This window comes from Streptomyces sp. NPDC088766 (genome assembly GCF_044750845.1).
Lineage (GTDB): Bacteria > Actinomycetota > Actinomycetes > Streptomycetales > Streptomycetaceae > Streptomyces.
Window position 1 is genome coordinate 170195 of record NZ_JBIVKQ010000015.1, and the last position, 19348, is coordinate 189542.

20 protein-coding genes are annotated in these 19348 nt (G+C 73.3%); 7 read left to right on the top strand and 13 right to left on the bottom strand.

The features are described from left to right. Positions 1–9 precede the first annotated feature (9 nt). Together ACIP5W_RS22005 and ACIP5W_RS22010 are read right to left on the bottom strand one after the other, a co-directional pair. On the bottom strand, positions 10–555 hold the full coding sequence (locus ACIP5W_RS22005) for a SixA phosphatase family protein (protein ID WP_401475996.1): 546 nt from the start codon (positions 553–555) through the stop codon (positions 10–12). Beyond that, complete coding sequence (locus tag ACIP5W_RS22010) at positions 552–1280, bottom strand: hypothetical protein (RefSeq protein ID WP_401475998.1); 729 nt, start codon at positions 1278–1280, stop codon at positions 552–554. The genes ACIP5W_RS22005 and ACIP5W_RS22010 overlap by 4 nt, the downstream gene beginning before the upstream one ends. 128 nt (positions 1281–1408) lie before the next feature. On the opposite strand from ACIP5W_RS22010, the gene ACIP5W_RS22015 reads away from it, so the two are divergent. After that, a complete protein-coding gene (locus tag ACIP5W_RS22015) occupies positions 1409–1816 on the top strand; it encodes a CoA-binding protein (RefSeq protein ID WP_401476001.1) in 408 nt (135 codons plus the stop codon). Positions 1817–1952: 136 nt separating this feature from the next. Here ACIP5W_RS22015 and ACIP5W_RS22020 read toward each other — a convergent pair whose 3' ends face one another. From ACIP5W_RS22020 to ACIP5W_RS22030, 3 genes are all read right to left on the bottom strand, one after another. Next, positions 1953–2513: a YbaK/EbsC family protein gene (locus ACIP5W_RS22020; protein ID WP_401476004.1), complete on the bottom strand. Its 561-nt coding sequence runs from the start codon at positions 2511–2513 to the stop codon at positions 1953–1955. Positions 2514–2556: 43 nt separating this feature from the next. Then, on the bottom strand, positions 2557–3129 hold the full coding sequence (locus ACIP5W_RS22025; protein WP_401476007.1) for a helix-turn-helix domain-containing protein: 573 nt from the start codon (positions 3127–3129) through the stop codon (positions 2557–2559). A gap of 110 nt (positions 3130–3239) precedes the next feature. Next, positions 3240–4004: an acyltransferase gene (locus tag ACIP5W_RS22030; RefSeq protein ID WP_401476010.1), complete on the bottom strand. Its 765-nt coding sequence runs from the start codon at positions 4002–4004 to the stop codon at positions 3240–3242. Positions 4005–4113: 109 nt separating this feature from the next. On the opposite strand from ACIP5W_RS22030, the gene ACIP5W_RS22035 reads away from it, so the two are divergent. Further along, complete coding sequence (locus tag ACIP5W_RS22035) at positions 4114–4641, top strand: gamma carbonic anhydrase family protein (protein WP_401476013.1); 528 nt, start codon at positions 4114–4116, stop codon at positions 4639–4641. 27 nt (positions 4642–4668) lie between these two features. Here ACIP5W_RS22035 and ACIP5W_RS22040 read toward each other — a convergent pair whose 3' ends face one another. Together ACIP5W_RS22040 and ACIP5W_RS22045 are read right to left on the bottom strand one after the other, a co-directional pair. Further along, a complete protein-coding gene (locus ACIP5W_RS22040; protein WP_401476064.1) occupies positions 4669–5334 on the bottom strand; it encodes a DedA family protein in 666 nt (221 codons plus the stop codon). Positions 5335–5636: 302 nt separating this feature from the next. After that, positions 5637–6074, bottom strand: a complete 438-nt coding sequence (locus ACIP5W_RS22045; RefSeq protein WP_401476067.1) for a DUF4442 domain-containing protein — start codon at positions 6072–6074, stop codon at positions 5637–5639. Between the two features lie 175 nt (positions 6075–6249). Here ACIP5W_RS22045 and ACIP5W_RS22050 point away from each other — a divergent pair, with 175 nt between their 5' ends. Beyond that, positions 6250–7284 (top strand): hypothetical protein, encoded by a 1035-nt coding sequence (locus ACIP5W_RS22050; RefSeq protein WP_401476016.1) that lies wholly within the window; start codon positions 6250–6252, stop codon positions 7282–7284. 87 nt (positions 7285–7371) lie between these two features. Next, the gene (locus ACIP5W_RS22055) at positions 7372–8724 is read left to right on the top strand and encodes an MFS transporter (protein ID WP_401476019.1); all 1353 of its coding nucleotides are present in this window, start codon (positions 7372–7374) and stop codon (positions 8722–8724) included. Between the two features lie 169 nt (positions 8725–8893). Here ACIP5W_RS22055 and ACIP5W_RS22060 read toward each other — a convergent pair whose 3' ends face one another. Further along, positions 8894–9739 carry a spermidine synthase gene (locus ACIP5W_RS22060; RefSeq protein ID WP_401476022.1) on the bottom strand — a complete coding sequence of 282 codons (846 nt, stop codon included), beginning with the start codon at positions 9737–9739 and terminating at the stop codon, positions 8894–8896. Between the two features lie 157 nt (positions 9740–9896). Beyond that, complete coding sequence (tuf, locus tag ACIP5W_RS22065; RefSeq protein ID WP_401476025.1) at positions 9897–11078, bottom strand: elongation factor Tu; 1182 nt, start codon at positions 11076–11078, stop codon at positions 9897–9899. Positions 11079–11586: 508 nt separating this feature from the next. Here tuf and ACIP5W_RS22070 point away from each other — a divergent pair. Beyond that, positions 11587–12381, top strand: coding sequence for a TVP38/TMEM64 family protein (locus tag ACIP5W_RS22070; protein ID WP_401476028.1), 795 nt, complete (start codon positions 11587–11589; stop codon positions 12379–12381). Between the two features lie 136 nt (positions 12382–12517). Here ACIP5W_RS22070 and ACIP5W_RS22075 read toward each other — a convergent pair whose 3' ends face one another. Beyond that, entirely contained in the window at positions 12518–13687 is a 1170-nt protein-coding gene (locus ACIP5W_RS22075) for a thiolase family protein (protein WP_401476031.1), read from the bottom strand. A 148-nt stretch (positions 13688–13835) separates the two neighbouring features. Here ACIP5W_RS22075 and ACIP5W_RS22080 point away from each other — a divergent pair, with 148 nt between their 5' ends. After that, positions 13836–14312 (top strand): winged helix-turn-helix transcriptional regulator, encoded by a 477-nt coding sequence (locus tag ACIP5W_RS22080; RefSeq protein ID WP_401476034.1) that lies wholly within the window; start codon positions 13836–13838, stop codon positions 14310–14312. Positions 14313–14475: 163 nt separating this feature from the next. On the opposite strand, the gene ACIP5W_RS22085 is transcribed toward ACIP5W_RS22080, so the two are convergent. Both ACIP5W_RS22085 and ACIP5W_RS22090 read right to left on the bottom strand, forming a co-directional pair. Beyond that, entirely contained in the window at positions 14476–15402 is a 927-nt protein-coding gene (locus ACIP5W_RS22085) for a PmoA family protein (RefSeq protein WP_401476037.1), read from the bottom strand. Then, positions 15399–16625, bottom strand: a complete 1227-nt coding sequence (locus ACIP5W_RS22090; RefSeq protein ID WP_401476040.1) for a Gfo/Idh/MocA family protein — start codon at positions 16623–16625, stop codon at positions 15399–15401. Before ACIP5W_RS22090 ends, ACIP5W_RS22085 begins: the two co-directional genes overlap by 4 nt. 304 nt (positions 16626–16929) lie before the next feature. Between ACIP5W_RS22090 and ACIP5W_RS22095 the strand changes: the two genes are divergently transcribed. After that, on the top strand, positions 16930–17805 hold the full coding sequence (locus ACIP5W_RS22095; protein ID WP_401476043.1) for an undecaprenyl-diphosphate phosphatase: 876 nt from the start codon (positions 16930–16932) through the stop codon (positions 17803–17805). 271 nt (positions 17806–18076) lie between these two features. Here ACIP5W_RS22095 and ACIP5W_RS22100 read toward each other — a convergent pair whose 3' ends face one another. Continuing rightward, a complete protein-coding gene (locus ACIP5W_RS22100) occupies positions 18077–18898 on the bottom strand; it encodes a transposase (RefSeq protein ID WP_401476046.1) in 822 nt (273 codons plus the stop codon). Positions 18899–19348: the final 450 nt, after the last annotated feature.

Here is a 19348-nt window from a genome sequence, read left to right on the forward strand (position 1 = left end):
GGCGCCGCCTCAGCCGCCGTTCCCGCGCCCCCGCGGCACGGCCGTGCAGGTCAGCAGGGCCGCGCCCGGCCGCAGGTCGCTCCAGGCCGGGCCGTGCCAGGTCAGCACCGCGACGGCGGAGGTGGGGAACTTCACCCGGACCCCGTCCAGCGCGTCGCCGAGGGCGTCCGCGGCCAGGTCGAGGACGAGTTCCTGCAGGCCGGGGTTGTGTCCGACCAGCAGCAGGGTGCGGACCTCGGCGGGCGTCGCGCGGGCCACGGCCAGCAGCTCGGGCACGTCGGCGGCGTACAGGCGCGGTTCGTACCGGACGGGCGGCGCGCTGTCCCACCGGGCCGAGGCCAGTTCCCAGGTCCGGCGGGCGCGTACGGCGGTGGAGCACAGGGCGAGATCGGGGAGGTGGCCGGCACCGGCCAGCGCGCGGCCGGCCGCCGGGGCGTCGCGCAGGCCGCGCGGGGCGAGCGGCCGCTCGTGGTCGGGCACGCCCTGCGGCCAGGCCGACTTGGCGTGCCGCAGGACGACCAGCCGGCGCGGCGGCCCGGCCTCGGCGGCGCTCACGCCGGGGCCCCGACGTCACGGGTGAGTTCGAGGCCGAGGAGACGGTCGGCGTAGGCGTAGGTCTCGAAGCGGGCGCCGTCCGGGAGCCGCGGCCCGGCCTCCTCCGCCGAGCGCAGCACGCGCAGCACCGCGGGCAGGTCCAGGTCGTCCTCCCAGGCGGTCCGCAGCCGTCCGCGCAGGTCCTCGGGGACCGGGCGGGACGGGCTCCGCGCCCAGTCGGCGACGGCCCGGCGCCAGCGGGCCAGGGTGGTGCCGGCCTCGCGCAGCGCGGCCTCGTCGAGCGGGGCGGGTGTGCGGTGGTGGTGGGAGAGGAGGGCGAGGCGAAGGGCGGCGGGATCGGGGGCCGCACCGGCCGGGCCGTCCGGCCGCACGGCCGCGACCGGGACCCACACGCCCTCCCCCGCCGCCGGGGCGTCGTCCGCCGCCACGTGCACGGTCTGGGCCTCGCCGAATCCCGCGGAGACGTCCCTGCCGTCCTCGAAGGGGCGGGCGCCGAGCCGCGTGGCGGCCGCCCGCAGCTCCGCCTGCTCTCGTTCGCCGGTCAGCACGGGCAGGACCGACGTACCGCCGAGTTCCAGCACCCGCACGACGAGGTCGGCGACGAGGAGGACGCGGAGGGTACCGCTGCCGCACCCCGAGGCGTGGGCCTCGACACGGGTGAGGCCACGGCGGACGGGGGCGGCGACGACGGGCTCGCCGGTTCGGGGGTCGATGATGCGCAGCACGCGCCCGAGCGTAGGCGGGCGGAGGGCCGTCCGCAGTCCCGGGTGCGGAATCGGTGACGGCCGTCCGATGTTGAGCGGATGGACGCCGTTCGGCGTCCTGCGATGTCCGTCCGTCAGAGGAGGCCGCCGTGCACGGCGACGAGGCAACGATCCGCAGGATCCTGACCGAGCTGGGCGACACCTGGGCGGTGGTGGGGCTGTCCACGAACCCGCGGCGGGCGGCGTACGGTGTCGCGGAGGTGCTCCGGCGCCACGGCAAGCGGGTCGTCCCGGTCCACCCGAAGGCGGAGACCGTGCACGGGGAGCGGGGGTACGCCTCCCTCGCCGACATCCCCTTCGACGTGGACGTGGTGGACGTGTTCGTGAACAGCGGCCTCGCGGGAGCCGTCGCGGACGAGGCGGTCGCCAAGGGCGCGAAGGCGGTGTGGTTCCAGCTCGGAGTCGTCGACGAGGCGGCCCACGCCCGCACCCGGGCCGCCGGTCTGGAGATGGTGATGGACCGCTGCCCGGCGATCGAGATCCCCCGGCTGGGCTGAACGGGGGGCCGCTGCGGCCCCCTGACACCCCCTCGGCCGCGTGGTGCCGGAGACGGGGACCCGGGAGTTCGTCGTGGAGCGGTACCGGGGAACGGCCGGCCACCGCTGACGGCGGGGCGGGCGGGGCCGGGCAGCCTCAGACCGCGACGCCCAGCCCGTCCAGCACCACCGCGCCGGGCAGTTCGGCGAACGCCTTGCCGGGCACCAGCAGTTTGCCGCGCCGGCGCCCGCTGCCGACGAGGACGTACGGCAGGTCGACGACGGCCGAGTCCACCAGCACCGGCCAGCCGGCGGGGAGTCCCACGGGGGTGATGCCGCCGTACTCCATGCCGGTCTCCCCCACCGCCGTGTCCATCGCGGCGAACGACGCCTTGCGGGCGCCGAGCCGGCGGCGCACCACACCGTTGACGTCGACGCGGGTGGTGGAGAGCACGACGCACGCGGCCAGGGTGGTCTCGGCACCGCGCTTGCCGGCGACCACCACGCAGTTCGCCGACCGCTCCAGCAGTTCCCGTCCGTAGTGCTCGACGAAGACGGCCGTGTCGGCCCACCGCGGGTCGGTGTCGACGTAGACGATCTGGTCGGCGGGGACGCTGCCGCTCCAGTGGCGTACCGCGTCGGCGACCGGGCCGACCAGGTCGTCGAGGCGGTCGGGGGCGGGCCTGGCGTCGTCGAAGTGTCCGATGGGTGCGTCCATGGCCGCACGCTAACAGCAGCGCCGCGCAGGTCGGCGGGGTGTCTCAGTGCACGGGCGGTACCGACACGGTGAGCACCATCTCGGTCGGGATCCCGCCCTGGTTGGCGTAGGTGTGGGCGGCGTCGGCCTCGAAGGTGACGCTGGCGCCGGCCGGGACGCGGTGCTCCGTGCCCTCGACGGTGAGGGTCAGTTCACCGGCGGTGACGTGGGCGATCTCGACCGTGCCGGCCGGGTGCGGGTCGGATCCGCTGCTGTCGCCCGGCATCAGCCGCCAGTCCCACATCTCCAGCGGGCCGGGGGCTTCCGTGCCGGCGAGGAGCCGGCTGTAACTGCCCGCGTCGGTGTGCCACAGCCGGACCACCTGGTCGGCGGGGACGACACGGACCTTGGGTCCCTGCTCGTAGTCGAGGAGGGTGGTGATGCTGATGCCGAGCGCGTCGCCGATCTTGACGACGGTGCCGAGGCTGGGGTTGGTGCGGGCCTGCTCGATCTGGATCAGCATGCCGCGGCTGACTCCGGCGCGGGCCGCGAGGGTGTCGAGGGTGAAGCCGCGGTCGGTGCGCCAGCGTCTGACGTTGCGCGCCAGGGACTGGGTCAGCAGGTCGAGGTCCGACACGTTCCGTCCAATTCACCCCGTCCGGACACCGTCCGGAGTCCAACAGTCTGGATTCCGGAGTCTACTGTCTTGCACCACCGGCGGGCGGCGGTCGGGTTCCGCCGCATCCGTCACCTTTCCGGTTCGAGTTCGGCGAGCCTCGCCGCCGACTCCTCGTCCAGACCGGACAGCGCGACCAGCTGGTCGGAGGTCACGCCGTCGGGGATCGGTACCGGGGCCGGGGTGCGCAGCGGCGGCTGCCAGCCGTCGCCGGGAGTCCACCGGCGTACGACCCGGGCGGGCGCCCCCGCGACCACCGCGTGGTCGGGCACCGTGCCGCGCACCACCGCGCCGGCCGCGACGACGACGTTCCGTCCGATCCGCGCCCCCGGCAGGATCACCGCGCCGGTGCCGACCCAGCAGCCGGAGCCGATCTCGACCGGCTCCATCCGCGGCCACTGCTTGCCGATGGGCTGGTGCGGATCGTCGTAGGAGTGGTTGGTGGAGGTGACGTAGACGTACGGCCCGAAGTAGCAGTCGCTGCCGATGGTGACCGTCGTGTCGGCGATGACGTGGCTGCCGCGGCCCAGCACGACGCCGTCGCCCATCCGCAGGATCGGGTCGGGGCCGAGGTCGAGGTCCGGCATCAGACCGGCCGTCAGCGTGACCTGCTCGCCCACGATGCAGTGCGCGCCGAGGTGGATCCAGGGTTCGCCGAAGACGGTGCCGAGCGGGAAGGCGAGCCGGGTGCCGGATCCGATCGAGCCGAAGCGGAGCCCGCCGGGGTGTTCGGCGGTGACGGAACCGGTGCGCTGCACCCAGGCCCAGCCCGCGTGGACGGCCCGCTGGGCGAGGCGGCGCCGCCATGATGAGAACGTGTTCCTGCGCTTCGGCACCCGCTCACCGTACTCAGCACGCGCCGGCGCCAGGACGCCGCAGGCCTGTGATCTTCACCCCACCGGGTGACGTACGGTGCGGGGAGCGGACGGACACGAGGAGACGGTGATGACGCACAGGGCGCTGATCGTGGGCATCGGCGGCAGGGAACCGAAGGTCGACGAGGAGGCGTTCGTGTCGCCGACGTCCTCCGTCATCGGGGACGTGACGCTGGCGGCGGGCGCGAGCGTCTGGTACGGCGCCGTGCTGCGCGGTGACGTGGAGCGGATCTCGGTGGGGGCGCGGAGCAACGTCCAGGACAACTGCACGCTGCACGCCGACCCCGGTTTCCCCGTGACCATCGGCGAGCGGGTCTCCGTCGGCCACAACGCGGTCGTCCACGGGGCGAGCGTCGGGGACGACTGCCTGATCGGGATGGGCGCGACCGTGCTGAACGGCGCGGTGATCGGGGCCGGTTCGCTGGTCGCGGCGCAGGCGCTGGTGCCGCAGGGGATGGAGGTGCCGCCGGGGTCGCTGGTCGCGGGGGTGCCGGCGAAGGTCAGGCGGGAGCTGACGGAGGAGGAGCGTCAGGGCGTCACGCTGAACGGCACGTTCTACGCCGACCTGGCGAAAGCCCACGGCGAGATCCACGAGTAGGGCGGCACCGCGACGGGCGGCCGCGGCCTACTCGGCGGCCGCCACCGTCTCGGCCGTCGGTTCGGCGGCGGTCTCGGTCCCGGTCTGCCGTGCGGCGTTCCTCGCCTTGCGTTTGAGCACGATCATCGAGGTGAGGCCGATGAGCACGGCCGCCACCAGGCCCAGCCAGGAGAACCGCTTCAGCCAGGACTCCGCGACGACACCCACGTAGTAGATGACGGCCGTCGTGCCGCCCGCCCACACGATGCCGCCGAGCAGGTTGGCGGTGAAGAACCTCCAGTACGGCATGTGCAGTACGCCCGCGAGCGGCCCGGCGAAGATCCGCAGCAGGGCGATGAAACGGCCGAAGAAGACGGCCCACATGCCCCACTTCTCGAAGGACCGCTCCGCCGTGGCGACGTGCCCCTCGCTGAAGTGCCGGGGGAACTTCTTGCCCAGCCAGGCGAGCATCGGGCGGCCGCCCTTGCGGCCGATGGCATAGCCGATGGAGTCACCGATCACCGCGCCCGCGGTGGCGCAGGTGCCGAGGATCACGGGGTTGATGTCGCCGTGCTGCGAGGCCAGCAGCGCCGAGGAGACGAGGATGATCTCGCCCGGCAGCGGGATGCCCAGGCTCTCCAGTCCGATGACCAGGCCCACCAGCGCGTAGATGGCGACCGGGGGTACGGCCTCGAGCCACTCCTGGACGTGCACCGCCGGCTCCTCCCGTACGAGTCCTGCTCTGCGGCGCGCCGGGGACGGGCGCACGCCGGGAAGCCTACCGGGTCGGCCCCGCGACCGGTCCGCCCCGTGGTGCGGCCCGCCCCACCGCGGATCCAAGGGCGCGGCCCCTCGTCCCGGCGGGCCGGTGAGCGGATCGCGGCGGGCGAGGAAGCGGCCCCGTCGCCGCGGACTCCGGCTGCGGCTCGCAGCGGTGGCCGTCGGTCACGGAGCGCGGGCGCGGGCGCGGGGACGACCGCAGCCGCTTGCGGGGCCCTCCCCCGCGGCCCGTCCGCTCAGCCGTTGGGCCGCAGGGTCCACACGACGGTCATCTCGCCGGTCACGGCCCCGTCCTCGCGGCGGATCTCGATCGCCACCGGGAACTCGGGCCGCTCCCCCGCGTCGAGCTGGGCGACGACCTCGGCGGCCGGGCGTCCCAGCGTCGCGGTCGCCGTGACGGGCCCCATCGCGAGCTTGCGGTAGGCGATCTCGGCGCGGACGGCGAGCGGCACGGCCCGGGACAGCTGGTCCCCGAACGCGGCGAGCACGATCGCCCCGCTCGCGGACTCGCCGAGCGTGAACATCGCCCCGGCGTGCGGCCCGCCCACGTGGTTGTGGAACGCCCCCTGGTCCGGCAGAGCCACCACGGCCCTCTCCGGCCCGGTCTCGAGGAACTCGAGGTTCAGCGTGCGGGCCATGGGCACGGTGGCGGCGAGCATCTCGCCGATGGACATCTGGTCAGCGCTCATGCCGCGATGTTACCCACGAGTAGAGTCGGGCGGCCAGGGGAAGGACCGGGGAAGGAACGGAGAATCCACGCGGGAAGGGATGTGCCGCGGCCGATTCGGTACCGCCCTGACGAGGGGCGGTGACCTGTTCGTGTCATGGGCGGCACTAGGGTTTCCGGCCATGTGGCCAGGACAGCAGCCGCCCGGGGGAGAGCAGAACCCGCAGGCGCAGAACAACCCGTACCAGCAGCCGGGATACCAGCAGCCGAATCCGTATCAGCAGCCCGGTTACCAGCAACAGCCCGGTTATCAGCAGCACCCCGACGCCTACGCGCAGACCGCCCAGTGGGGCGCGCCGGGGGGCCCGGGCTCCCCGCAGTCCGGCGGTGGCGGCGGGAACCGGACGAAGGTGGTCGCGATCGTGGCGGCCGCGGCCGTCGTCCTGGCCGCCGGTGTCACCGGCTTCCTGGTGCTGGGCGGCGACGACGGGCAGCCGGAAGCCGAGGGCAAGGGCGGTGCGAGCCCGACGGTGTCGGTCGAGCCGAGCGGCTCGGACTCCTCCCCGTCCGGCACGGACGACAACCCGCGCGACGCCGAGACCGAGAAGCCGACCGTGGCGGGCTGGAAGGTCGTCGTGAACCCCAAGTGGGGCATCGCCTTCGACGTGCCCGCGGACTGGGAGGTCCAAAAGCCCGGCCTGAGCCAGGGCTTCGAGTGGGAGGACAAGGAACAGCCCGACGGATACGACGCGATCATCCAGGGGGGCACCGCCGAGTACAAGTCCAAGTGGTGCACCTCCGACGACGACAAGGACGGCAAGACCGACGACACCTCGCTGGCCGTGGTCGGCAGCAAGGGTGCCGAGGGGGCCAAGAACACCGACGAGATCGCGCTCAACACGCCCGCCTGGTGGGTGTTCGGCGGCTACACCGAGCCGGACCGCAAGAGCATCACCACCGACAAGAAGGCCACCCCCTTCACCACCGCCTCCGGAATCCAGGGCAGCTACGCCTGGGCGCGGTCGACGAACACGCCGCAGAAGGGCAAGTGCGACAGCGACGGCAAGGCGATCACCTTCGGCTTCAAGAACTCCAACAACGACTACGTGTCGTGGAACCTGTACGGCGCCAAGGGCGTGAAGGACGAACTGCCCGAGGCCACCATCCTGCAGATCCTCGCCACCGTGCGGCTGCACGGGGAGCCGACCGGCGGCTGAGTCCTCACCGCCCGCGCGCAGGCTCACCGGCCGGCGGGACCGGCCGCCGGCTTGCCGGACCGGCGGCCGGGCGGGGATAGTCGGCCGGTGACCTCAGCCGCCGACCCCCGCCCCCGCCTGCGCAGGCCCTCCTGGGCGGGCCGCAACTACAGCCTGCTGACGGCCGCCGCGTTCGTCACGAGCCTCGGGGCCAACGGGGCCCTCATCGCCGCCGCGTTCGCCGTCCTCGAGGCCGGCGGCGACGGCGGTGACGTCGGTCTGGTGGCGGCGGCCCGCACGCTGCCGCTGGTGCTGTTCCTGCTGATCGGCGGGGCGGTCGCGGACCGCCTGCCGCGGCACCGGGTGATGGTCGCGGCCAACGCCCTCAACTGTCTGTCGCAGGCCGCGTTCGCCGCGCTCGTCCTGACCGGCGAGCCGCGGCTGTGGCAGATGATGCTGCTGACCGCCCTCGGCGGCACCGGCCAGGCGTTCTTCAGCCCGGCCGCCGAGGGCATGCTGATGTCCTCGGTGCGCGGCGAGCAGGCCGGCCGGGCGTTCGCGGTGTTCCGGATGGCGATGCAGGGGGCGGGCCTCGGCGGTGCGGCCCTCGGCGGCGCCATGGTCGCGGTGATCGGACCGGGCTGGGTGCTCGCGGCGGACGCCGCCGCCTTCGCCGTCGCCGGGTCGCTGCGCGCGTTCCTCGACGTGGGGCACATCCCGGCCCGCGAGCGCGGCGGCGGCCTGCTGGCCGATCTGCGGGAGGGCTGGCGGGAGTTCAGCGGCCGCCCCTGGCTGTGGGGCGTCGTACTCCAGTTCTCGATCGCCAACGCCGTCGTGGCAGCCGCCGACGCGGTCTACGGCCCTCTCGTCGCCCGGGACCACCTGGGCGGGGCGGGCCCCTGGGGTCTCGCCCTCGGCTTCTTCGGCGCGGGCACGGTGGCGGGCGCCCTGCTGATGACCCGTTGGAAACCGCGTCGCCTGCTCTTCGTCGGCACCCTCTGCGTGTTCCCTCTGGCCCTGCCCTCGGCGGCCCTCGCCGTGCCGGTGCCGGTCGGCGTCCTGTGCGCGGTGATGTTCCTGACCGGCATCACCCTGGAGGTGTTCGGCGTGTCCTGGATGACCGCCCTCCACCAGGAGATACCGGAGGAGAAACTCTCCCGCGTCTCGGCCTACGACTGGTTCGGCTCGGTCGCCCTGGTTCCCCTGGCCACGGCCCTGGCGGGCCCGTCGGAGTCCCTCTTCGGCCGCACGGCCTCGCTGTGGGGCTGTGCCGTCCTCGTCGTCGTGGTCACGGCGGCGGTCCTGTGCGTACCGGACGTACGCCACCTGACCCGCCGCACGAAGCCGGTGGCCGGACGGCGGGCGGCCGTGGCACCCGCCGGCCTCCGCCCGGAGACACCGGCGGACCGGGCCGCCCCGGCCCCGGCGAAACCGGACGCAGGCACCGGCGCACTCGGGTGAGAGCCGCGCACGGGTTCCCCGTGCCGAGCGTCACCCGCGGGCGGCGAGGCCTCCCGGTGCTTCGTGCCACCCGGCCCGGCCGCGGTGGCGACCCGCCCGCGTCCCACCGGCCGACCGGCCGGCCCCGGTGCGGCCGACGCGGGCCGCGGGAGCGGGAGCCCTGCTCTGGTCACCCGATCCCGAACGCCCCCTCGGGCGGCACCGGTGACGGCACCGCCTCCGCGTCGCCCACCGGGCGGGCGTCGCCGATGAAGTCCCCCAGGGACGCGCCGTGTTCCACGCGGGCGGGGAAGGCGTCGGAGGCGGTGCGGCGGGCCAGGGGCGGGACGTCGAGGGGGTGGTGGGCGGCGACGAGGACGGCGTTGCCGAACCGTCGGCCGCGCAGGACCGCCGGTTCGGCGATGACCGCGAGGTGCTCGAACACCACCGCGAAGGTGGCGAGTTGGGAGCGCAGGAAGGCGAACGGGGCCGCGTCCGCGAGGTTCGCCAGATAGACGCCGTCCGCGCGCAGGACCCGCCCGGCCTCACGGGCGTAGGACAGCGTCGTCAGGTGGGCGGGGACACGGGAGCCGCCGAAGACGTCGGCCACCAGGATGTCGGCGGAGGCCGTCGGGGCCGTCTCCAGCCAGTCCCGCGCGTCGGCCGCGTGCAGGGTGATGCCGGTGCCGGCCGGGACCGGCAGCTGCTCGGCCACGAGGTCCAGCAGACCCCGGTCGGCCTCCACGACGTCCTGCCGGGAACCCGGCCGGGTCGCGGCGAGGTACCGGGGCAGGGTGAGCGCCCCGCCCCCGAGGTGCAGCACGTCCAGCGCACGGCCGGCCTCGGCGACGGTGTCCAGGACGTGCCCGAGCCGGCGGGCGTACTCGAACTCCAGGTGCGTCGGCTCGTCCAGGTCGACGTACGACTGCGGCGCCCCGTCCACCGTCAGCAGCCAGGCACGCTCCCGGTCGACGTCGGGCATCAGCTTGGCGGTGCCGTGATCGACGGCTCGGGTGACGGGTATGGAGTCGTTCACCCCGTCATTGTGCCTGGGCCTCCCCCAGGGCCGTGGGGCCCGCGGGGCGGGCGGGGCGGGCGGCGGGGCGCGGCGGCAGGCGGGGCGCCGCAGGGGCGCGGGGCCCCGCGCGACCGGTTCGGTACCGGCCCCGCGGGGCCCCGCCGGTGCTCCGCTGTCACTCGACGGTGGTCACGGTGCCCGCCCCCACGGTCCGTCCGCCCTCCCGGACGGCGAAGCCGAGGCCGGGCTCCAGCGGCATCTCGCGTCCCAGCTCGACGGTCACGGCGACCGTCTCACCGGGGCGGGCGACGGCCGCCTCCCCGAGGTCGACGTCCCCGACCACGTCCGCCGTGCGGATGTAGAACTGCGGCCGGTAGCCGGTGGCGACGGGCGTCGAGCGCCCGCCCTCCCGCGTCGACAGCACGTACACCCGCGCCGTGAAGCGCCGGCTGGGCACCACGCTCCCCGGCGCGGCGACCACGTGTCCGCGCCGTACGGCGTCCCGCGGCACGCCCCGCAGGAGCAGCGCCACGTTGTCCCCGGCCTGTGCCTCCTGCATCGGCTTGCCGAAGGTCTCCAGGCCGGTCACCACCGACTCGACGCCGGCGCCGAGCACGTCGACCCGGTCGCCGAGGCGGACCGTGCCGCGCTCCACGGCGCCGGTGACGACCGTCCCGCGTCCGGTGATGGTGAGCACGTTCTCCACGGGCAGCAGGAACGGCGCGTCCAGGTACCGCTCGGGCATCGGCACGTAGGTGTCCACCGCGTCGAGCAGCGCGTCGATCGACGCCGTCCAGCGCGGGTCGCCCGCCAGTGCCCTCAGCCCCGAGACCCGTACGACGGGCGCGGAGTCACCGCCGTAGCCGTGCGCGGTGAGCAGGTCGCGGACCTCCAGTTCGACGAGGTCGATCAGCTCGGCGTCCTCGCCGTCGTCGACGGCGTCGGCCTTGTTGAGGGCGACGACGATGTGGTCGACGCCCACCTGGCGGGCGAGGAGGACGTGTTCGGCGGTCTGCGGCATGATCCCGTCGAGCGCGGACACGACGAGGATCGCCCCGTCGAGCTGCGCGGCGCCGGTGACCATGTTCTTGACGTAGTCGGCGTGTCCCGGCATGTCGACGTGCGCGTAGTGCCGGGTGTCGGTCTCGTACTCGACGTGCGCGATGTTGATGGTGATGCCGCGCGCCGCCTCCTCGGGGGCGCGGTCGATGCGGTCGAACGGCACGAAGGTGCCGGTGCCGCGCTCGGCGAGGACCTTGGTGATGGCGGCGGTGAGGGTGGTCTTGCCGTGGTCGACGTGACCCATGGTGCCGATGTTCAGGTGCGGTTTGGTGCGCACGTAAGCCGTCTTGGGCATGGCGATACCTCGAAGCCTCTCGGAGGGTGCTGCGTGACGGCCCCGGCGGCGACGGACGCGCCGGCCGGGACGGGGACCCCGAGGAACTCGCCGACCCTCCCCCTGCGGGGTCCGCCGGTCGATCCGGAGAGGGTCAGCTTCGGGCGCCGTCGCCAGCGGCCACGACAACGGGAACGGCAGCCTTCGGCGCATCCGCGACTGCGGATGCTGCGAGGAGGAAGGCGTACCGGAACATGGGGCCGATCCTCGCCGACGGCGGAACCGGTGTCGAACGGTTTTCCCCGGGCGGGCGCGACGGGAGGGCGCCGGCCGGCCCGAACGGCCCGGTCCACGCCCCGGTGTTCCTCAGCGCCTCGCGGGATCGGCCGCGGCGCCGCACAGGGCGGTCGGCCGCTCCGGGACGGTGTCGGCGAGAGCGCCGGGCGGTGCCCACGCGGCCTCCCCTCCTGTGCGGGTCGTGAGACGGGCCATACGGCGATCACACCCGTCCTTCGGTTAGTGTCGCCGGATGCTCGATGCCCACACCCGCTCTGGGGGCACCGCCACGGCCTCTCCCCGGGCCACCGCCACTGAGCTGGTCGTCCCCGCACCGCTCGTCCCCCTGCCCGTCGTCGCCCCGGCGCCGACGGGGTTCGCCGCGCGCTGCACGAGAACGCTGCTCTCGCCGTGGGCGCGGTTCTCGCTGCTGGTCGCGCTCCTCACGGCGGCCGCGTCGAGCGTGCTGCTGTTCGAGCCGCAGCGGCTGCTCTCGGAGGGCTGGCCGCCCCAACTGGGCGGAGTCGCCGCGGCGTCGGTGTTCGCGGTGGCGTACGGCCTGTGCACGGTGGCGTTCGTGCCACGCCCCTTGCTGAACCTGGCCGCCGGAGCGCTGTTCGGCTCGCAGCTGGGGACCGGCGCGGCGCTGGCGGGCACGGTGCTGGGCGCCGGGCTCGCCTTCGGGCTCGGCCGGATCCTCGGCCAGGACGCCCTGCGGCCCCTGCTGCGGGGGCGGCTGCTGAAGGCGGCGGACGGCCAGTTGAGCCGGCACGGACTGCGGTCGATGCTGGCGGCCCGGCTGTTCCCGGGGGTGCCGTTCTGGGCGGCGAACTACTGCGCCGCCGTCTCCCGCATGGGCTGGCTGCCGTTCCTGGCCGCGACCGCGCTCGGTTCGATCCCGAACACGACCGCTTACGTCGTCGCCGGAGCGAGCGCCTCGTCCCCGACCTCGCCCCTCTTCCTGGTCTCGATGGCGGCCATCGCCCTGCCCGCGGCGGCGGGCGCGGTGGTCGCCTGGCGCAAACGCCACCACCTGCGCCGCCGCTGACGCCCGCCCGCGCCGCCACCACCTGCGCCGCCACCACCTGCGCCGCCGACGCGGGCGCCGGCGTCCGGCACGCGGAGGCGCCCGCGCGTCGGACGCGTTCGTGTGTCGGACGCGTCCGTGTGGGACGCGTCGCGTGTCAGACGCCCTCGAGGATCATCGCGTTGGCGAGACCGCCCGCCTCGCACATCGTCTGGAGGGCGTAGCGGGCCCCGCGTTCGCGCATGGCGTGGACCAGGGTCGTCGTCAGCCGGGTGCCGCTCGCGCCCAGCGGGTGGCCGAGCGCGATCGCGCCCCCGTGCACGTTGACCTTGCGCAGGTCGGCGCCGGTCTCCTGCGCCCAGGCGAGGACGACGCAGGCGAAGGCCTCGTTGACCTCGAACAGGTCGATGTCCTCCAGGCGCAGGTCCGCCCGGCGCAGGACCTTCTCGGTCGCCGGGACGACTCCGGTGAGCATCAGCAGCGGGTCGGAGCCGGTCACGGCGAAGCTGTGCAGGCGGGCCAGCGGGCGCAGGCCGAGGCGGGCGGCGGTGTCGCCGGACGTGATCAGCACGGCCGAGGCGCCGTCGTTGACCGGGCTGGCGTTACCCGCGGTGACGTTCCACTCGATCTGCGGGAAGCGCTCGGCGAAGGCGGGGTCGTGGTAGGCGGGCCGCAGTCCCGCCAGCACGTCCGGGCTGCTGTCCGGACGGACGCACTCGTCGCGCGAGACACCGTCGAGGGGCGCGACCTCGGCGTCGAACAGGCCCTTCTGCCAGGCCTCGGCCGCCTTGCGGTGCGAGGAGACGGCGAAGGCGTCCATCTGCTCGCGCGTGATCGACCACTTCGCGGCGATGAGTTCGGCACTGATGCCCTGTGGGACCAGGCCCTGCGGGTAGCGCTCGGCGACGCCCGGACCGAAGGGGTCCTTGCCGGGCGGCACGTTGGACCACATCGGCACCCGGCTCATCGACTCCACGCCGCAGGCCACGACGAGGTCGTAGGCGCCGGAGATGACGCCCTGCGCCGCGAAGTGCACGGCCTGCTGCGAGGAGCCGCACTGCCGGTCCACCGTGGTCGCGGGCACCGCCTCCGGAAAGCCCGCCGACAGGGCGGCGTACCGGGTGGTGTTCATGGCCTGCTCGCCGACCTGGTCGACGGTGCCGCCGATGACGTCGTCGATGAGCGCGGGGTCGACGCCGGAGCGCTCGACGAGGGTGCGCAGGGTGTGGGCGAGGAGTTCGACGGGGTGGACGTGGGCGAGAGAGCCGTTCGGCTTGCCCTTGCCGATGGGGGTGCGTACGGCTTCGACGATGACTGCGTCACGCATGTGCGGGCCTCCTTGGCCGCCGGGCGGTGACCGGCCGCCGGGCACGGCGGCTACCGGTGAGTAGGAAATCCGAACTCACCATAGCGTCATGGGTTTGAAAATCAAACCTGCAAGTTGGAAAATCCAACCCTCATCTAGACTGGGCGGCATGGCCGCCTCCACCAAAAACCCTCGCCCCTGTTCCATCGCCGACACCCTGGCGCTGGTCGGCGAGAAGTACTCCCTGCTCGTCCTGCGGGAGGTATGCCTGGGCAACGGCCGCTTCGACCAGTTGGTGCGCAACATCGGCGCCCCGCGCGACATCCTGGCCACCCGGCTGCGCCGGCTCGTGGACGCGGGGATCCTGACCAAGCGCGCCTACAGCGAGCGCCCGCAGCGCTTCGAGTACCGGCCCACCCGGGCGGGGCTCGAACTGGAACCGGTCCTGCTGACGCTCATGGCGTGGGGCGACCGCCACCTCCGTGCGGACGACGACCGCCCCATGCTCGTCGAGCACGTCTGCGGCCACGAGATGGTCCCCGTGGTCACCTGCACGGCCTGCGGCACCCCGGTCCACCACGAGGACCTCTCGGCACACCCCCAGGTCCCCGGCTGGACGGTGGCGGGTCCGACGGCCGCTGTCTGAGCACCCTCTCCCCTGACCGGCCCCGCGGGCGCGCCGGGATCCGGACGGCCGGCCACGGGCCGGCGCCCGGGCCGGACCCCGCGGGCCCGGCACCGTCCGGACGGGAGCCGTCCGGTGCGGCGATCCGCCACGCGGGCCACACCGGCGGGTGGCCGGACCCGGCTCACCAGGGATGCGCCGCCAGGTACTCGGTGATCTCCTTGCGCTCCCAGGCGCCGTCCGCCACGACCACCCGGTAGCGGCGCGTGAGGGTGTCGCCGGGGGCCAGTTCCAGTTCGTCGTGGAAGGCCCAGGACGGGGCCAGGCCGGCGAAGGGCTCGTTGCGGACGAACCAGTGCGCGGGATGGGACCCGGCGTCGCCGGACTGGTCGTTCTCGGGGGCGTGCGCGAAGACGAGCGTGGCGTGCCCGTCGGTGCCGTCGTGCTCACCGGACAGCGCGAGCCAGGGGCCCTGCGTGCCCATCAGTGCGGGCCCCTCACCGTCGGGGCCGATGATCCGGCCGTCGCGGAAGGCACGCGGGCCGCGCCAGAACAGGCCCGTGTAGCCGGCCATCTCCCGTCCGGCGGTGGTCGGACTGCCGAACCGCAGCGGCTCCTCCCGGCGGTTGGTGATCGCGCTGGCCCAGGTCAGCGCCCAGGAACCGGCGGCCCGGTCCACGTCGTGCACCTCGATCCGGCGCCGCTCCTCGGCCCACAGCTCCCCGCCGTACGGATGCCAGGTCAGCCGCTCGGCGAGGACCACCCGGTCACCGTCCGCCGTGACCTCGTCGAAGCCGACGTGAGCCATCGAGCCGACGCGCTCCGGGAGTTCGAGATACCCCTCACCGTGGACGTAGCTGTTGCCGCCCCACAGGTTGGCGCCCGAGAGGTGGGAGGCGGTCAGCGACAGCCCCTTGTGCCAGCGGTGGTCGTTGGGCCGGTAGTCGGTGACGACATCGCCCGCGAGGGTGCGCAACGGATGGATGTACGGCTTCGGCGCCTCCCAGGCGGCCTCGGGCCGGTAGACGTACGCGAGCAGTTCGACGCCGCTGCCGGAGTCGGTCACGGTGACGCGGTCACCGTGGACGTGGACGAGGCGCAACCCGGTCATGCCGTCCCCTCCCGGCTGCCGACCGGAGCGACCGGAGCGGCGGGAGCCGTGGCGGATCCCACGGCCGGCTCGGCGGAGGAGGCAGCGGCGGCGGGCGGGACGCCGGGTGCCCAGCCGGGAGCGCCCCCGTGCAGGGCCGTGTAGAACGGGTCGCCGGGCCCGATCTCACCCCGCCTCACCGTCACGTCCGTGAACGCCGACTTGTACAGGGCGCTGATCAGTTCCAGGCTGGTGCGCCCGTCGGCGCCGCTGCTGCGCGGCCGCTCCCCCGCCCGCATTCCGGCGACCAGTTCCCGCAGCTGGGCCAGGTGCGAACTGGGCACGTCCGCGCCGAAGTCCTGCCAGGCCGCGGACCGTTCCGCGGGGACGTCCCGCGCCGGGGTGATCCGCCAGTTGTCGTTGCCGTGACCGTAGAGATGGGTCAGCTCGACGGTGGCGTGCTCGCAGTCGACGCGGATACGGCTGACCTCGTCGGGGCTGAGGACGCTGTTCACGACCGTGGCCATGGCGCCGTTCTCGAACCGGACCAGGGCGGTGGACACGTCCTCGGTCTCCACGTCGTGGACGAGCCGGCCGGCCATGGCCCGCACCTCGCTCCACGGTCCGAGCAGATCGAGCAGCAGGTCCATCTGGTGGATGCCGTGGCCCATCGCGGGACCGCCGCCCTCGGTCCGCCAGCGTCCGCGCCAGGGAACGGCGTAGTAGGCGGTGTCGCGGTACCAGGTCGTCTGGCAGTGCGCGACGAGCGGCCGCCCCATCGCCCGTTCGGCGAGCAGCCGCCGTACGTGATCGGAACCGGACCCGAAGCGGTGCTGGAAGACGATCGAGGCGTACGGCCCCCCGGCGGCCCCCTCCTCGGCCATCACGGCGTCGTAGTCGGCGAGGGTCGGCACGGGGGGCTTCTCGCACCACACCCAGGCTCCCGCCCGCAGCGCGGCGACGCTCTGCTCGCGGTGCAGGGTCGGCGGGGTGCAGATCGTCACCAGGTCGGGGCGCTGCTCCGCGAGCATCCGCTCCAGATCGGTGTAGGCGTGCGGAATCCTGCCCTCCGCGCAGAAGGCCTCGACCGCGCCGGCATCGATGTCGACCGCCGCGACGACCTCGGTCTCGCCTTCCGCCGCGAGCTGGGCGAGCGCGGGCAGATGGGAGCCGCGGGCGATGGCACCGGTGCCGATGACGGCGGCGCGGATGCGGCGACCGGCGAGCGGAGGGGATGGGGACATGGGCGTGATCAGCACTCCTCCGACGAACGGCCCGGCAACGGGAGTGAAAGCGGCCGGCACGGCAAGCGGCGTAGCAAGCGCTTTCCCTCGGCAGCAACGTAAGCGGCGGCCCCCGGACCGGTCAACACATACGCCCTGTTCGACCGCCGTGCGCGCTTCCCCTGCGCGCCCTCCTTCGAAACCCCTGTGCCGGGTCTGTCACCCGGGGGCGCTACGCTGCCTCCGACACATCACTTGATCACCGCGCGCGGCGGCCCGCCGTGTCCGTCGCCCTCCCCGATCGGCACTTGGACTCCGTAACCTCATGTCTTGGTTTGAATCTCTCATCCTCGGACTCGTCCAGGGGCTGACCGAGTTCCTCCCCGTCTCCTCCAGCGCGCACCTGCGGCTGACCGCGGCCTTCTCCGGATGGGAGGACCCCGGGGCGGCCTTCACGGCGATCACGCAGATCGGCACGGAAGCCGCGGTGCTGATCTACTTCCGCAAGGACATCGGGCGGATCATCTCCGCATGGACCAGGTCGCTCTTCGACAAGACGATGCGCAAGGACCACGACGCCCAGATGGGCTGGCTGGTGATCGTCGGCTCGATCCCGATCGGCGTGCTCGGCGTCACCCTCAAGGACCAGATCGAGGGCCCGTTCCGCGACCTGCGGATCACCGCGACGATGCTCGTGGTCGTCGGCATCGTCATCGGCATCGCCGACCGGCTGGCCGCCCGCGACGAGAACGGCGGCCGGCACCGGGCGCCCAAGCAGCGCAAGAGCCTGGAGAACCTGGGCGTCAAGGACGGCCTGATCTTCGGCCTCTGCCAGGCCTGCGCCCTCATCCCGGGCGTCTCCCGTTCCGGCGCCACGATCAGCGGCGGCCTGTTCATGGGCTACAAGCGCGAGGCCGCGGCCCGCTACTCGTTCCTGCTCGCCATCCCGGCGGTGCTGGCCTCCGGCGTCTTCGAGCTGAAGGACGCCATGGAGGGCGGCCACGTGGCCTGGGGGCCGACGGGGTTCGCGACGGTGATCGCGTTCGCGTCCGGATATGCCGTCATCGCCTGGTTCATGAAGTTCATCTCGACCAAGAGCTTCATGCCGTTCGTCTGGTACCGCATCGCCCTCGGTGTGGTGGTGATTGTGCTGGTCAGCATGGGTGCGCTGAGCCCCCACGCAGGCGAGTCCGGGTCCTGATCCCGGGCCGCACAGGTAGCGCTATCCAGCATTTTCTAGCGCCTGATTGCAGCACCACGCCATGATCATCCAATGCCACGAAGTTAAGGGCCCGTTGGCGGTGTCAAGGCATCAGGGAACGTGATCTTGTAGGTGCTCGGTGCGGTACGGATGAGCCGCCCGTTCCGAGCCCGGTAGCAGAGTTGTGCGTTGAAGCCGCTGAGGACTCGCCCTTCAGTCGTGAGGCCGAGGCGCTGTGCGATCTCACGGGCGTGCATGGCCTCGTTGGAGTTCACGGCCAAGATCTGGCTACCCGGTCCCAGCGGCCCGAGCCGGTCCGGTGGCGGTCACGCACACCAGTGAGAACCGGTGGATGTACGTTGATCTCGATGGTGGTGATCGGCGTGCTGCTGCGAGGCCGCCCATCGCGGTTCCAGCCGTTGCAGCGGGAAGTTCCGCATTGCACGATGCGAGCGGACAGCCGCATCCTGCGTCCGGGAAGCAGTGCCTGAAGGACCCTGGTGCCGATGTGCCCGACCATGTCGTAACTGGTGCTCCGCTCCGTGGACGGAGCCGGTCGGGCAGAGCTGACGACCGTGTCGCGAGCAGCTTCCAAAGCGACGGTGAAGGCGGCACGGTCAGGGTCACCGCCGGATGTTGTCTCCACCGCGGTCACCATGACCGAGCGCAGGGCCTGGTAGAGCGTGAGCAGCGCCCACATTCCCTGGGTCAGCCCCACCGCGTCCTTCGAGCGCAGAACTCGCCCCTTGAGCAGCGTATGACGCAGCGCCAGGTAGGTGATCTCGATCTCCCAGCGCTCATGGTAGAGACGCACCAAGTGGCCGGCCGGGTCGGTGCGGTGGTCGGTGAGCGTGGTCAGCAGCCGGTAGGTTCCGCCGAACACTCCGCCGTCGGCGGTGCGGGAGTGGATCTCGGCCTCGACCACTCGCAGAGAGAGGCCGCTGATCCGGGTCAGGTAGGAACCGTCGGGCAGCAGAGCCAGTACCGGCGGGCGTCGGACGCTGGTGGCGCGAATCAGGAACCGAGCCCCTTGAGCGGCGATGTCCACGAGCAGTTTGTTGCTGTCGAAGGCGCGGTCCGCCAGGAGGAGCATGTCCGGGGACAGATGGCCGACCAGGTCGTGGGCGTAGTCGGTCTCGCCTGGACAGCAGAGGCCCCTCCCGCATCGCACCCACCCTTGACACCGCCAACGGGCCCTTGACTTCGCGGCATTGCATGATCATCTCCCACTTGTCTCCCACTCATCTCCCACCGGGGAGGCGGAATACGCCCCACTAGGGCGTGTGCGTCCGCAAAGTAGGGGATGACGCGGAAGGGCCCGCACGTCCGTGTGGGCCCTTCCGTACGGAGGGTGGAGCGGGTCAGCCGGGGTTCATGTCCGGCCTAGGGCGTGTTTCGAAAGTCCCGTCTGCCCGGCGACGTCCGGCACGCACTCCCCCGGAGGGGGTACCCCCAGCCGCGTTGTCGGGATCACCCCGATACAACCAGTATCGGGGCGACCCTCCGCCTTGCGATCGCACGCACCAGACGCCGCCGGGCCTGC